At 44.7% G+C, this 13,481-nt stretch carries 17 protein-coding genes; 9 read left to right on the plus strand and 8 right to left on the minus strand.

Annotated features, from left to right (window positions below; translation table 11 throughout):
- Positions 1-164: 164 nt before the first annotated feature.
- Complete coding sequence (locus JHD69_RS09435) at positions 165-758, plus strand: Panacea domain-containing protein (RefSeq protein WP_199139666.1); 594 nt, start codon at positions 165-167, stop codon at positions 756-758.
- Entirely contained in the window at positions 758-1,213 is a 456-nt protein-coding gene (locus JHD69_RS09440) for a hypothetical protein (RefSeq protein ID WP_199139668.1), read from the plus strand. Before JHD69_RS09435 ends, JHD69_RS09440 begins: the two co-directional genes overlap by 1 nt.
- On the opposite strand, the gene JHD69_RS09445 is transcribed toward JHD69_RS09440, so the two are convergent.
- A complete protein-coding gene (locus JHD69_RS09445) occupies positions 1,210-2,325 on the minus strand; it encodes a DUF4407 domain-containing protein (RefSeq protein ID WP_199139669.1) in 1,116 nt (371 codons plus the stop codon). The two genes, JHD69_RS09440 and JHD69_RS09445, sit on opposite strands and share 4 nt — an antisense overlap.
- Before the next feature lie 155 nt (positions 2,326-2,480).
- Here JHD69_RS09445 and JHD69_RS09450 point away from each other — a divergent pair, with 155 nt between their 5' ends.
- Both JHD69_RS09450 and JHD69_RS09455 read left to right on the plus strand, forming a co-directional pair.
- A complete protein-coding gene (locus JHD69_RS09450; RefSeq protein ID WP_199139670.1) occupies positions 2,481-2,798 on the plus strand; it encodes a rhodanese-like domain-containing protein in 318 nt (105 codons plus the stop codon).
- A 132-nt stretch (positions 2,799-2,930) separates the two neighbouring features.
- Entirely contained in the window at positions 2,931-3,116 is a 186-nt protein-coding gene (locus JHD69_RS09455; protein WP_199139671.1) for a DUF6358 family protein, read from the plus strand.
- A 46-nt stretch (positions 3,117-3,162) separates the two neighbouring features.
- On the opposite strand, the gene JHD69_RS09460 is transcribed toward JHD69_RS09455, so the two are convergent.
- Positions 3,163-4,188: a dipeptide epimerase gene (locus JHD69_RS09460; protein ID WP_199139672.1), complete on the minus strand. Its 1,026-nt coding sequence runs from the start codon at positions 4,186-4,188 to the stop codon at positions 3,163-3,165.
- A 68-nt stretch (positions 4,189-4,256) separates the two neighbouring features.
- Between JHD69_RS09460 and JHD69_RS09465 the strand changes: the two genes are divergently transcribed.
- The gene (locus tag JHD69_RS09465) at positions 4,257-5,393 is read left to right on the plus strand and encodes a hypothetical protein (protein WP_199139673.1); all 1,137 of its coding nucleotides are present in this window, start codon (positions 4,257-4,259) and stop codon (positions 5,391-5,393) included.
- A 98-nt stretch (positions 5,394-5,491) separates the two neighbouring features.
- The gene (locus tag JHD69_RS09470; protein ID WP_199139674.1) at positions 5,492-6,457 is read left to right on the plus strand and encodes a hypothetical protein; all 966 of its coding nucleotides are present in this window, start codon (positions 5,492-5,494) and stop codon (positions 6,455-6,457) included.
- On the opposite strand, the gene JHD69_RS09475 is transcribed toward JHD69_RS09470, so the two are convergent.
- The 4 genes from JHD69_RS09475 to JHD69_RS09490 are packed head-to-tail and all read right to left on the minus strand — an operon-like array spanning position 6,440 to position 10,287.
- Entirely contained in the window at positions 6,440-7,069 is a 630-nt protein-coding gene (locus tag JHD69_RS09475) for a rhomboid family intramembrane serine protease (RefSeq protein ID WP_199139675.1), read from the minus strand. The two genes, JHD69_RS09470 and JHD69_RS09475, sit on opposite strands and share 18 nt — an antisense overlap.
- A 4-nt stretch (positions 7,070-7,073) precedes the next feature.
- Positions 7,074-8,816, minus strand: coding sequence for a M14 family metallopeptidase (locus JHD69_RS09480; protein ID WP_199139676.1), 1,743 nt, complete (start codon positions 8,814-8,816; stop codon positions 7,074-7,076).
- A gap of 60 nt (positions 8,817-8,876) precedes the next feature.
- On the minus strand, positions 8,877-9,551 hold the full coding sequence (locus JHD69_RS09485; RefSeq protein WP_199139677.1) for an outer membrane beta-barrel protein: 675 nt from the start codon (positions 9,549-9,551) through the stop codon (positions 8,877-8,879).
- Between the two features lie 16 nt (positions 9,552-9,567).
- A complete protein-coding gene (locus JHD69_RS09490) occupies positions 9,568-10,287 on the minus strand; it encodes an outer membrane beta-barrel protein (protein ID WP_199139678.1) in 720 nt (239 codons plus the stop codon).
- An 83-nt stretch (positions 10,288-10,370) separates the two neighbouring features.
- On the opposite strand from JHD69_RS09490, the gene pepT reads away from it, so the two are divergent.
- Complete coding sequence (gene pepT / locus JHD69_RS09495; protein ID WP_199139679.1) at positions 10,371-11,624, plus strand: peptidase T; 1,254 nt, start codon at positions 10,371-10,373, stop codon at positions 11,622-11,624.
- Here the strand turns inward: pepT and JHD69_RS09500 are convergent.
- Both JHD69_RS09500 and JHD69_RS09505 read right to left on the minus strand, forming a co-directional pair.
- Entirely contained in the window at positions 11,621-12,307 is a 687-nt protein-coding gene (locus JHD69_RS09500) for a class I SAM-dependent methyltransferase (protein WP_199139680.1), read from the minus strand. The genes pepT and JHD69_RS09500 overlap by 4 nt on opposite strands.
- Before the next feature lie 49 nt (positions 12,308-12,356).
- Positions 12,357-12,563, minus strand: coding sequence for a YtxH domain-containing protein (locus JHD69_RS09505; RefSeq protein WP_199139681.1), 207 nt, complete (start codon positions 12,561-12,563; stop codon positions 12,357-12,359).
- A gap of 85 nt (positions 12,564-12,648) precedes the next feature.
- On the opposite strand from JHD69_RS09505, the gene JHD69_RS09510 reads away from it, so the two are divergent.
- Both JHD69_RS09510 and JHD69_RS09515 read left to right on the plus strand, forming a co-directional pair.
- Positions 12,649-12,954, plus strand: coding sequence for a hypothetical protein (locus JHD69_RS09510; RefSeq protein ID WP_199139682.1), 306 nt, complete (start codon positions 12,649-12,651; stop codon positions 12,952-12,954).
- A gap of 23 nt (positions 12,955-12,977) precedes the next feature.
- Positions 12,978-13,349 carry a hypothetical protein gene (locus JHD69_RS09515; protein ID WP_199139684.1) on the plus strand — a complete coding sequence of 124 codons (372 nt, stop codon included), beginning with the start codon at positions 12,978-12,980 and terminating at the stop codon, positions 13,347-13,349.
- The last annotated feature ends 132 nt before the right edge of the window (positions 13,350-13,481 follow it).

Raw genomic sequence — 13,481 nt, forward strand, 5'->3', positions numbered from 1 at the left:
CGGCAAGACGAACAAATTGTGAGAAGATTATTACTCAACGAAAGACTTGTTTTTGCTAAAAAATTTAGTATATTTGTAGGGTGGAAAGGAATTGATGGTTTTCTGCTCTGCAATAAAAATGCTATATTGTATAGCATTCATTACTTTTGTGCTAAGTTTCAAATATGGAGTTCAATAGCATTTATACCAAAGATCAAATAGACAAGCTAGGAAATGCTATTATTTTTTTGTGCGAGCAAATGGGTTCGCTTTCTAAAACAAAGCTTTTAAAACTTATTTACCTGATTGAAGAATCGTCGATTAAAAAATACGGCGTGCCTTTTTTTAATTTGAGGTTCGATGTTTGGAAATTAGGGCCTGTTTCTCGCGATTTGTATGCAGAAATTACTTCAGAGCTATTTCTTTTAGAAAACTACATAACCAAAGAGGCAAAAAAGGATAATGTATTTGTGAATGCGAAAAAACCATTTTCAGATGACGAGTTTAGCGACCTTGAAATTGAGTTGCTTCGGCAAATAGCCACTTCTTTTAGGCAATATACAGCCGATGAGCTCATTGAGCTGACCCACAGAAAACATTCGCCTTGGTATACAACAGCCCAAAAAAACGGACTATTAGAAGCTTTCGAAAACGGGCTGGCCAATACTTCGGCTATTGAAATAGATATGTCTACGTTACTTGCTGACGATGAAGCCAAACTGTCTGTTTATAACGGACATAAAGAATTTTTGGAACAGTCTCGGAAGCTGAAAGCCTAATGTATGTTCCTGGAAATATAATCTACTTTGATCCTTTTTATTTTAAGGACGGATCAGCCTCAAAGCCGAAATATTTCCTAGTTATTAAGCTTGTTGGCGAAAGCGTGCTTTTGGCTAGCCTGCCGTCCAGTGTAGATCATTTGCCCAGAAATGTTGAGATAGATCACGGCTGTATCGAAATACCCGAAGGCAATATTAATTGCTATGTTTTCAAGGCCGGTAGAAATATTACTAGTAATGATTGGTGTTTTCCCAAAAACACGTTTTTATATGGGCAATGGCTTGACGACTATGAAATCGCATTATTGAACGATATTTATCCTGTTGAAAATATTGATTACCAAATTATAGGAAAGCTTACAGATGCAGAACTTGCCAATGTAATCGGCTGTTTTTTAAATTCGGCTTCGGTTAAGCGCAAGTTCAAACGTATTTTGGCTCAAAACCTAAGTTAATCTTCCCCGTTCAATTCGCGGTGGGCTTGGTTCCTGATCTGGGCCTTGCGCTTTTCTATTTCGGTGCCAACCCGGGTTTCATGAATGCCATCGGCTACTTCCACTTCAAACTCACGCTCTTTGTTGGAGCGGTGAACCTGACTAAATTCTATATTTTCGATGGCCTGGTCATAAGGTCCGCGGCTGCTCATGAGTTTTACAAAAACAGGCAAACATTCAAAGAAAATAAACAAAAGGCCGATAAAGGTTACAGCCATTGCGGTGTTGAGGTCTCTGGTGCCATCCACATTAAAGCCGAGCTGGCCCAAAGCCCAGTTGCGGTCGGCAAAACCGGCAATGTTGCTCAGGCTGTCTAGTTGCTTGGTGGTGTAGAGCTTCTCGGTCATCAGGCCATCAAACTGCTTGCGTCCATCAACAAATTTTTCCATTTGGCGGATATCCGAGTTTAACGTGTCGAGGTTTTGTTCGCGCTGCTTCAGTTCAGCCTCCTTGCGTTTGGCATAAGGTCCGTAGCCCATAATGCCCGAGGTTTCGGTGGTTTTATTGCCGAATATTTCGAAATTGAGTTTTTGCCTGTCTGATTTGATGGCGGCGGCCAACGAATCGCGTTGTGCCTTGGTTTCGTTCAGCTTGCCGATCTCGATGGTGTATTTTTTTTCGAAGGCCTTGTTTAAGGTGTCGATTTTGGAACGTTGCCCGTTCAGGTAGCTTACATGCAAACGCTCTTTGATTTCTTTGTCGAAGATCTTCAATTCCAATGGCCTCGAAATCACAATGCCAATCATAATGGCCAATAAAATGCGGGGCGTAGCTTGCCAGATCTGTTTGCGGCTGCTGGCGTTTTTGTTGATGCTCGATACGATGTAGCGGTCCATGTTAAAAATGGCCAGGCCCCAAATGATGCCAAACAATAGGGCAAAAAACCAGGCAAAATCAGCTCCCTTAAATACAAAATACATGGCATAGCCACCCGAAAGCGCGGCAAATAGGCCGGTAAAGAAAATGGTAGCACCAATACCGATGTACTTGTTGTGTTCTGTTGGGTAATTTTCTAAAGATTCGATGTGCGCTCCGGAGCAGAACCAGAAGAAACGAGAGATGCCATTGTTCATATTGATGCAGCCAATTAAGCCAATTAATCGAGATTTACTATTAAACGCATTTATAGGCAAGTTGTTACAGCTGATGCGATAAATTCAATATTCGGATGACGGAGCCGGAAACCAGTCAACCGTGTTTTTTGTATATTTGTAAAAAATATAAAATCATGAAAGAGATTTCAGTACAAGAACTTAAACAAAAAATAGACAATAAGGAAGATTTCCAATTGATCGATGTCAGGGAAACTTTCGAGTATGAAACCTCTAACCTGGATGGCCTGAACATTCCGTTGGGAGGCATTTTGATCGAAGCCGATAAAATTGCTACAGATAAACCTGTAATTGTACAGTGTCGTAGCGGCAAAAGAAGCGCCGCCGCCATTATGCAATTGGAGCAGGCCCATGGTTTTGACAACCTGTATAACCTTAAGGGCGGTATCTTGGCTTGGCAAGAGGCTTTCGATCCGAATATGCCAGTTTATTAATAATTAGCGAATGATAGAATGATAGAATGTTAGAATTAGCGAATGATGGTCTCTTCTGATTGTTGTTCAACACGCTATTCAATCATTCAAAATTAAACCATTCAAAATTAAACCATTCAAAATCTAGATGCCGTGGGTAAGAAAATAGCCATTAACGTATTTTACAATTTAGGACTTATCGCCTCTCTTTTTGGCATGATATGGGCCTTTAACAACAAAAGTCCGCTGATTATCGCTTTTTTTGGCGCAACTTTCGTGGCTTTCCTTTATTTCAAGATCCAATTAATCAAGGATTTTAGAAAAGGGATTAAGAAATAACAGCTGTAGGCTTCGCAGGTTTTCAAAGTTGCGAAGCCTATTCGGTTTAAAATAAATTTGCCCCACCGGTTAGCCCCAAGCCAGGGAGGCTGTTCAATACGTATTTGCCGTTCTCCATTTTTGGCGCATCAAATGGATTGTTTTTGGTGAGCCATGGGCCATCCAAGTCTGCCCAGTCGCACAAAGGTGCCAAGGCCGCTCCGGCTAAGGTGGCAATAGAGGTTTCGCTCATGCAACCAATCAGTATTTTCATGCCAAAACTTCGCGCCTTTACAATCATTTGATGGGCTTCATATAAGCCTGCACTTTTCATCAGCTTGATGTTGATGCCGTGATAGGCGCCCTTCAGCTTTTCCATGTCGCCAATGCGCTGTACCGCTTCGTCGGCCAGGATCGGAATCGGGCTGCGCTGGGTAAGCCAGGCATTGCCTTCCAGATTATTCTTATCCATCGGCTGTTCGATTAGCACTACGCCCTGGTCATGCAGCCAATACACCATTTCTATGGCTTGTTTGCGGTCAGTCCAGCCTTGGTTGGCATCCACATACAGGGGCAGGCTGCTTACGCTTCGGATGGTTTGGATCAGTTCTTTATCATTATCTCGGCCCAATTTGATCTTCAATACTTTAAAACCTTTTGCGTCGGCTACTTTTTCTCTGATCACTTCTGGACTGTCGATGCCAATAGTATAGGAAGTAACAGGCATTTTTTCGGGGTTGGCCCCATAAATTTCGTAGCAGGGCTTGTTCTGCAACTTGCCGTTAAGGTCGTTCAAAGCAATGTCGATAGCGGCTTTAATGGCCGGGTTGCCGACTTCGAGGCTATCTAAATATTGATGTATGGCCGCAAAGTCGAAAGGGAATTTGAACCTGTTCCAATCCACCTTGGCTAAAAAGGCCTGTGCCGAGGCATGGCTTTCGCCCATATAAGGCACCATGCTGGCTTCGCCATAGCCTACCATGCCTTCATATTCAACCTTTAAAAGCAATAATGGGGTGCTGGTACGGGTAAATTTAGAAATGGAAAAAGGGTGTTTGAGTTCTAGTTCAAATTCCTTGCTGCTTATCTTCATTGTCAATCGTCTTATTTGTAAAAAGGTAATTTACCTGGAGTATATTTGTAACGCTAATTCTTAACGCCATGAAAACTATTTCAAGATTACGGTATTTTCTTTATTTCTCCATACTTATTGTTGCATCGTGCACAACGGGCAAAAGGGCATTACAAAAAGGCAATTATGATGCTTCGGTATCAAAGGCGGTAGATCGGCTGAAAAGCTCGCCCAAAAATGCCGAGTCTATGAAGGTTTTGCCAGAGGCTTATGGCTTTGCGCTGAACGACCATTTGCGTAAAATAGACGAAGCGAAGTTGTCGTCGGATGTGTTGCGCTGGGAAACGATACTTTACCATTATCAGGCCTTAAATCAATTGGCCGATGAGATCAATGGCTGTCCGGCTTGCTTAACATTGGTGCCAAATGCGCAGCGTTTCATCAACGAAGCAGCCGATTCGAGATCGAGAGCCGCCGAAGCACGCTATGTTCTTGGCCAAAAGCAGCTGAACGAAGGCAGCAGGACGAGTGCAAAGAATGCGTACTTCAACTTTGAAAAAGCGCAACAGTTTGATCCGGGCATTAAGGATATCAAAGCCAAAATAAACGAGGCTTATTGGGCTGCCGTTGTAAAAGTGGTGGTGCAGCCGGTAGTGGTTAACAGCACTTATTATAAACTGAGCGCCCAGTATTTTCAACAACAGGTAGATAATTTTATGGCTAACTACCAAAAAAACCGCTTCGTGATTTTTTATTCGGAGCAGCAGGCCAGCAATCAGAAGATCGTTCCCGACCAGGTGCTCAGTCTAAACTTCGACGATTTTGTGGTAGGCCAAACCTATGTGAAAGAGCGCGTAGAAAAGTTGAAAAAAGATAGTGTTGTGATTAGCCGTGGCCGTACCAACGATCCGGTTTATGGAACGGTAAAAGCCACTTTGAGCATCTTCGAAAAGAAAATAACATCTTCGGGTTTGTTGGCCCTAACCATTACCGACTGGCAAACGCGCAAGGTGTTGAGGCAACAACGTTTGGCCGGCACTTACGTGTGGCAAGACAGCTGGGCCAGCTATAAAGGCGACGAAAGGGCGTTGAACAAACAGCAGCTGGCCATGACCAATAGAAAGGAAATGCTGCCTCCGCCACCAGCCAATCTTTTTCTCGAGTTTACCAAGCCAATTTATGGCCAATTGGTAGATGAGGTCAATTATTTCTACAATAAGTATTAAGATAAATCAGAGCGCTTGCATCAGCATTTTTGCCTATGCAAGCGCTTTTGACTTAACGCTGATAGCCCAAGCCTGAAAATATTGCTAGTTTTGCAGCAATGAACGGCTTATACCAACCCTTTAAGAATTTCGATTTCAAAAACGACAAATGCTTTTTAAGCGGCGATGCCTTTGCTACGCCCCTAACCAGCGTAAATGTGCTGCCCGATTGGCTATTGTCGATGGCCAATTTGACCGGCAACGAGCAGATCAAGCTGCTGGACGAGAGCATCCGCACCTACAAAAGCTTGGTGGTGCCTTGCAATGTAACGGTGTCAGACCAGTTTGTGTCGCCGTTGGAAGACCGTGTGGCGCTGGCTTTTGGCAAGGGTTATGCAGGTGTATCGGCTTTGCCCGAAATCGATTTATTTAATTGGATTGGCAAATTCATGTACAGCATTCTGTATATCGAAATGCAAGGTGCCATCCGCCTGCAGCAATTGAGTGGCGATGGCATGAACATGTCGCAGGGGCTGATGCATAAATTCGGCAACCTGCATATCATGCTGCAAAGCATTTATCGCGAAGTGGTTTTCGAAGACTTTACACCCTGGTCTATCCTGGTGGTGCCGTTGGAAGAAAAAGAAACCGCTTTCAGCTTCCGCGACGAAATCAATACGCTGACCTTCTCCTTGAAGTTTAAAGACTTCGGTATCATTGCCTGCTTGCAGGATAATGGCACCAACAAAAGATACCATCAGGAATTAGTGGATTCGATACAGGGCAAAAAACTTTCAGAACAACAGTTTGAAGAGGTAGCCGCCCGTTTCTTTTACTCGGCCTATTTGTTTAACCGCTTACCCGAGTATACCATTATGCCGGTAGAGGATACGATTTACATTGACGCTATGCCTTTAAAAGGAACACTGAATAAGGCGCTTTTCGATGTCTGGGCACACAAAACCTACGCACAGGTGCTCGAGAACTTTTGGAAGCCTTGGGGCCACACACTGTTCGAAATCATTAAAAATCCTACGGCACCGATGAGCTATTTTGACGAACCTTTTTTACCTGCCGCCGGTTAGGGCCTGTAAACCCAATTGGATTTCCTCCCAAAAGTGCGGGATAATGCCAGGCACTAAGATTACGGTAAACACCAATCCCGTTAATGCCCCAAAAAAGTGGGCATCGTGACCGATGTTGTCCATGCCTCGTTTGGCCATGTACCAAGAATAGATGAGGTAAAGCACTCCGAAAAGTACGGCGGGCATCGGAATGAACATGACACCCAGCATGGCGGTTGGATCGAATAAAATATAGCTAAAAAGTACGGCACTGATGGCTCCCGAAGCGCCAAGGCTATGGTAGCTGTAATTGTCTTTGTGCTTAATTACGGTTGGGATATCGCTCAATATCAAGCTGCCGATGTAGATTAACGCAAACTGCCAATGCCCAATCATCCTTTCTAAGCCAAAGGCAAAGAAATAAAAGGTAAACATGTTGAAGAACAGGTGCATCCAATCGGCATGGATTAGGCCACTGGTAATGAAAGTATATAGATTCCTGCCCTTGCTTACCGTATAGGGATGCATCATAAACTTGCCCAACAGCTGATGGTCGTTAAAGGCATAGATGCTGGTGATCAGCGTAAAAATGAAGATGATCGAGGCAACCGGAGTTGCGTTAAGGTATTCCATCATACTAATTGAGGTTGAGTTTGGTGTTTTCCTGCAGGCGGCCTATCGGATAGCGCATGTGTGTTTTTTCGTAATAATCGGAATTTTTGTATACAAAATCCAATTGAGCACTGGCGCTTTTGGCCAGGTCGGGGTTTTTGGCCTTTTCAGCCTCCAGTTTTTGCTTCAGTTCAGGGTTTTTCTTCAGCAGTTCCGCTCCCGTGTCTTCGAAAACATAAGCAGAATAGCCTTCTTTTTGGCCAAGTACCGAGTCGAAAAAATTCCAGTTGAAGAAAGAATCCGCCGCTTGGGGTTCCAGTGTTTCTACAATGTAACGGTTGGTTGGCTGGTTTACATACACGACATAATCGCCTGCATAGAACTGGATGTCTTGGGTTACCGCATTAACTTTTACGGCCGAGTGCTGATAATGGCCTTCGTACGGACGCGTACCAGTTTTCATATCGGCAATGTAATACATCTCTACTTTGATTTTGGTGTCGGTAGCGAGTTGTTTCATTTGCACGTTGTTCAGCTTTAAAAGTGCAATAACCTTATCCCAGGCTTTCGGAATGATGTAGGCCACAGGCTTGGTTATGCTGAGGCTCGGCTCAAACTTGTCCCAATACTTGATCATTTTGGTATAAGGCGCGTTACGATCGTAATACAAGCGGTCCATTCCGCTAATTTCGCTCGGTTTATATTTGGCGGCATAGCCTTTAAATTCGATGCTGTCGTAAACCGATCGGTTCAGTTTCCAATCGAGCGGAAATTCTTTTTGCTGGGCTACAAATTGGTCAGCTTTCCGTTTGTTTTCGCCAATCAGCTTGGCATCGCGAACCATAATGTCTATGTAGGTCTGCAATAGCTTGTATGTAGATTCTACCCTCTTGTTAAAGGGTTTAAGCATGTGGGTTTCGGGCATAAAGCCGATGGTATTGTGCAGCGCGGCATAGCCGGTAGAGTAGCGTGGCGATTCGATAAAGCCGGTAATGCCGGCATCAGGTGTTTCGTTAATGGAGTTTACGTAAGGAATAAGTTCATAGCCTTTGCCTTTCATCTGCCGGTACAAATCGGGCACCATGGTTTGGGTGAGGTAGTTAGCAACGATGCCGTTCAGTTTGTCTTTCTGGGTTGGAATCAAGGTCATGGTGTACTGGTAGTCGGCACCATTGCTGGTATGCGTATCTACAAAGATTTCGGGTTGCCAGGTATTGAATAGCTGCTGAAAGGCCTGCGAGTTTTTAGAATCGGTTTTAATGAAATCGCGGTTCAGGTCGTAGTTTTTGCTGTTGCCCCTAAAGCCATAAGCTATAGGCCCATTCTGGTTGGCGCGCGAGGTGCCGGTACGGTTGTGGCTTCCATCAATGTTGTACATCGGAATGATGGCGATAACTACATTTTCTGGCAACTTGTTGTTTTTGAGCAGGTCTCTGGCCAACATCATGCTGGCATCTATGCCTTCGGGTTCGCCGGGATGGATGCCGTTGTTGATTAACAATATCCGTTTATCGCTTTTTCTTAGGGCTGCCGGATCAAAAACCTTGCTTTTAGAGAGCACCAGCAAGTGTAATGGCTTGCCAAAATCGGTGCTGCCATAGGTAAACAGCTTGGCCTGCTGCGGATAAGCCTTGGCCAGGTTCTCGTAAAACGAAATGGCTTCTGCATAAGTGGTGGTTGCTGTTTTGTGGCTTCGTTCGAATGGGGTTTCTTGCGCCAAAATACTCAATGGGCCCAAGAGGGCAAGCAATAAGGATAGCTTCTTCATAAAAATGAATAAAAATAAAGTTTCCTAAATTACTTTTTTTATTTGACTAGAAAAGTAACACTATCGTCGCCTATCTAGGCCAAGTATGCCAAAATTGTATCGCACGCCTACCGAGAAATAAGCGTAAATGTCATTTTTGTTGCTCGAGCTGTAGCCATCCATCCCTTCGCCCATGGCCATGGTGCTCTGCAGGTTAAAATTAATTGCCAAGCGGTCGCGACCCCATTGGTCGGGAATGTAAAAGTTGATGCCCAGGTTAATCGGTACGATTACCTCCGTGCTTTTGTCCTCGCCAGGGAAAATATTATCGCCATAGTAGCGCACGTTAGAAAGCTTGTTTTTGATGCCGCCGATGCCTGCGCCAAGGTAAAGTCCACGGATGCTGTTCAGGAAAATGTTTCTGCGGTTGTAGCTGGTCAGAAACTCGCCCAGTTGTACTTTGAGGTTTAAAGACCCCGATAGGTAGGAATTGATAAACTGTCGGTGGTTTTCGTCGTATTGCACATCGCCACCAGCCAGTTCGCCTTTTTGTATCTCGAGCCCAAAGCTTACATAGGGCGTGGTGTAATAATCAATAACGCCATAGCCCGCAAAGGCATAGGTTTTCTTTTTAAGATCGGCATAAGCCAGCGTAGTGCCTGCACCACCTCCTGCACTTAGCCGGAAGAAGTTGGTTTGACCTAATGCGGCCATGCTTAAAAAAAGGGATGAGAAGAGGAGCGCGGTTCTTTTCAAGTAGTGTTAAATTAGGCTAAAAAATTCTTTTTGCAACGCCAACAGGGCCGAAATTATATTTGAGGCCTACAGAAAAAAGCGTATAAAAATCAGGATTGTCGTTTTTAAAGGTGCCCATCGGGTCGTCGTAGCCATCCAGGCCCTCGCCAAAGGTAAAGTTGCCCTGGTAGTTGAAGTTGAGCACATAGCGAAGACGGTCGTAGCCATCTTTAAAATAAAAGTTCATACCCAAATTGAGGGGCATGAGCAGGTTGGTGCTTTTGTCTTCGCCAGGAAACTTATAGCCCAATGGCGGATATTCGGCTTGGGTATTTGGCTTGTAGCGCACAATATAAGTCATTTTATTTCTGATGGCGCCCAGTCCGGCACCGAAGTATAGGCCTTTAACAACGCTCAGGAATTTGCTGTCAGAATAATCAATAAATTGGCCCAGGGCTACTTTGCCACCGATAGAAAAAGCCATAAAGCTGTTTACAAACTGTCGGTTGTGCGGGTTGGTCACAATGTTGCCTCCTTTAATCTTGCCCATTTGTACTTCTAATCCTGCGTTAACAAAAGGAGTGAAATTGTAGTCTACCGCTCCGTATCCAGCATAACTTTGGCTGTTTTCGCGTACGTCGGCATAAGAAACGGTGGCACCAAAGCCGCCACCGGCAGCAAGCTTGTAAAAGTTAACCTGACCCTGGCCAGCAAGTGCTAAAAATAAAAATGAAGCGGCTAAAATAAGTTTTTTCAAATCCTTGTTTTTTACTGGTTTAGCAACAAAAGTATAATCTTTTTTGCATTTGTTTAACTTTTATTTAATAATTTTCGCAGGATATGAACACTTACGAAAACAAGTTAAAACAATTACAGGAGCGGTTTATTCGCTATGCGAAAATCGATACACAGTCTGACCCCGATTCGCCAACCTGCCCTTCAACCCTGAAGCAAAAAGACCTGGGCAAGGTTTTAGTGGCTGAGCTCTTGGAACTTGGCCTAAGCGACGCTTCGTTGGACGAATTTGGCTATGTATACGCCACGCTCCCTTCAAATACAGACAAGCAGGTTCCGGTGATTTGCTTTTGTTCGCACATGGATACTTCGCCCGATTGCAGCGGTGCACAGGTAAAGCCCATTATACACTACAATTACAATGGCGAAGACCTGGCGCTGCCCGACGACCCTAACGTGGTCATCAAAATGAGTGAACACCGCGATTTAAAAGACCAACTAGGCAACGACATCATTACGGCCAGCGGTACCACGCTATTGGGCGCTGATAATAAGGCCGGACTAGCCGAAATTATGGAAGCGGTTAGCTTCCTGAGCCAAAATCAGCAGATTAAGCACGGTACGATTAAAATTCTGTTTACGCCCGACGAAGAAATCGGACGTGGCGTTGACAAGGCCGATTTGAAAAAGCTCGGTGCCGATTTTGGCTATACCATTGATGGCGAAACGCTCGGCTCGATTGAGGATGAGACTTTTTCGGCCGATGGCGCCACTTTAATCATTAAGGGCGTAAGTTCGCATCCGGGCTTTGCCAAAGGAAAAATGGAAAGTGCCATCAAAATCCTGGCCACCATCATAGATGCATTGCCTAAAGACCGCTTAACTCCAGAGAGCACGCATCAAAAAGAAGGATTTATCCATCCCGTAAGCATGCAAGGCCATGTAGAACGGGCCGAAGCGCAATTCATCTTGAGGGATTTTGACGACGAGCTTTTGTGCCAGCATGCCGTTGTTTTGGAAAATGTGGCCAAAGAAGTATTGAAATCTTATCCGAGCTCTGGTTACGAGCTGACTGTAAAACCCCAGTACAGAAACATGAAAAAAGTGCTTGACCAATACCCGCAGGTTATTGCCAATGGCGTACAGGCTATTGAAAGAGCGGGGCTAAAGGTTAAAAAGCAAAGCATCAGAGGAGGTACCGATGGTTCGAGGCTATCGTTTATGGGCTTGCCCTGTCCGAATATCTTTGCCGGCGAACATGCCTTTCATGGCAAACAGGAATGGGTTTCGGTGCAGGATATGGAAAAAGCGGTACAAACTATCGTTAACATTGCCTGCATTTGGGAAGAACGGGCTTAAGCAGGTAATTCGAGCTTGGCCAAGTACTGGTCTTCGCCATCGTCATAGCAAATTGTGCAGTGCCAGCCACACTGTTGGGCGGTGCGCAATAAAGTTTGCTGATCGAGGTAAAGCCAGTTAAACCATTTGCCCTTTTGTTGTTGGTATTCATAGCAATAGCTTACCTCGCCAAAGTAATGGCTGTTGGGCATGGGCAGATCGTTGTAGAGGTAAGCAATGTTCGAACTGTCGAAAATAAGTTGGCCCTTTGGGTTGATTAGGGTTTTGGCCTTTGCTAAAAAACCGACAAATCCTGGCAGGGTACCGGTTAAGCCGATGCCATTCATCATAAACAAAAGGGTGTCGTATTTTTTCTCGAGCGCAAAAATGTCTTGAACCAGCGCATTTTTCACCCCTCTGTTGCGCATGATTTCCACTGCCGTTTCAGAAATGTCGATAGCGGTTACCTCAAAACCATGCTGCTGCAACCATAAGGCATGGCTGCCCACACCTGCGCCGACATCCAAAATCTTTCCTCTGCAAAGCGCCAATGCCCGGTGTTCGAGTTCGGGCATATCATCTTCCTCCCGAAAAAAAACATCAATGGGCATTTCTTCGGGTTCGTCGTAAGAATTATGCAGCCATAAAGTGCTGGCTTTGCCCTTCTGGTAATAGTCGGCTAGTGCCTTTCCAAAAACATCCATGCCTCAAAGATAGCCATTGGATCGGTCAATTGCTTGGTTACCTTAAAATCTAGGCCTTGGCCCTGCTCAAGGTATTTTTTACCAATTCGCCAACAGTACTCAATTTATCTTTTGAGCTGCCTAGCAAATCGCAAAACCAATCGCCTACCTTGTCCTTAAGTTCGTCGGTTTTGTCTGATGAAACTACCAAGGCCACTACGGCGCCCAATGCGGCACCGGCCAATACGCCTGCCAATATTTTTGTTTGCTTTGTCATATCGTCAATATTTATCTATTTAACGTTATACAGACAAAGTTGTTTGCTGTTTTCCGTATTTATGTAGGAACAAAATCGAAATGCCATGAAAAAAGCCTGTTTCGTTGATCTGGACAATACGATTTATTTTACCAGGCCCAATGTTGATGTGCTCGGTCCTTGGTACGGTTTGTTGGCCAGCGAAGGCCTGGGTATTAGTGCCGAAGCCTTTGAAGAGGCAAAGATCGAAATGGTGCGCACGCCATTTCGGAACAAGGCCAGGCTTTATCGGTTTAACGAAGCTGCGATTGCCCATGCCATAGCCTATTTGGAACAGGATGAAGTAAAAGCATCGCTAAGTGTGCACAACGAATACAACTGCCTATCGCTCAAGTACCCTAAAAAATACTAACCTGATTGACTAGCACGAACGCCATGTTGCAAAAACTATCGTATTTTAATCTTTTTCTGGCCATGCTCTATTTGATTGTTTACCTCAAAAGTGGCAACCTGACTTCTACGTCGGGTATTTTGGCCATTGTGGTGCTCAACTGGCTGGCGCTGCGGAGTTTTCAGCTGGGCAGCTATCGGTGGGAAATCTGGTTCTATCCATTTGCTTTATGGAGCCTATACTATGCCGGACTATTGGTTTATGGTTTGGTTAATGTAATTGTTCCAGCCATCGAATATAGCTTTATGAGCAATGAAAACCTCGTTTATGTGGCCTTAACTGCAATATTTGTGGCCGGGGTGCTGTGGCACGCCCTTGCCTACTTCCTAAAAAACCTGAAAATGCCACGGCTTTAATTCGGTTCTAGTTCGGCAACCCAAAACTTAAAAGAAATTCGGCCAGATCGATTACCCGATGGAGCGGAAAGCCGTGCGGCAAAGTGCATTGGCGCTAAACCCGAAGAGTGCTAACAAGCGCTTAACATGGGC

The organism is Pedobacter sp. ASV12 (genome assembly GCF_016429155.1).
Lineage (GTDB): Bacteria > Bacteroidota > Bacteroidia > Sphingobacteriales > Sphingobacteriaceae > Pedobacter.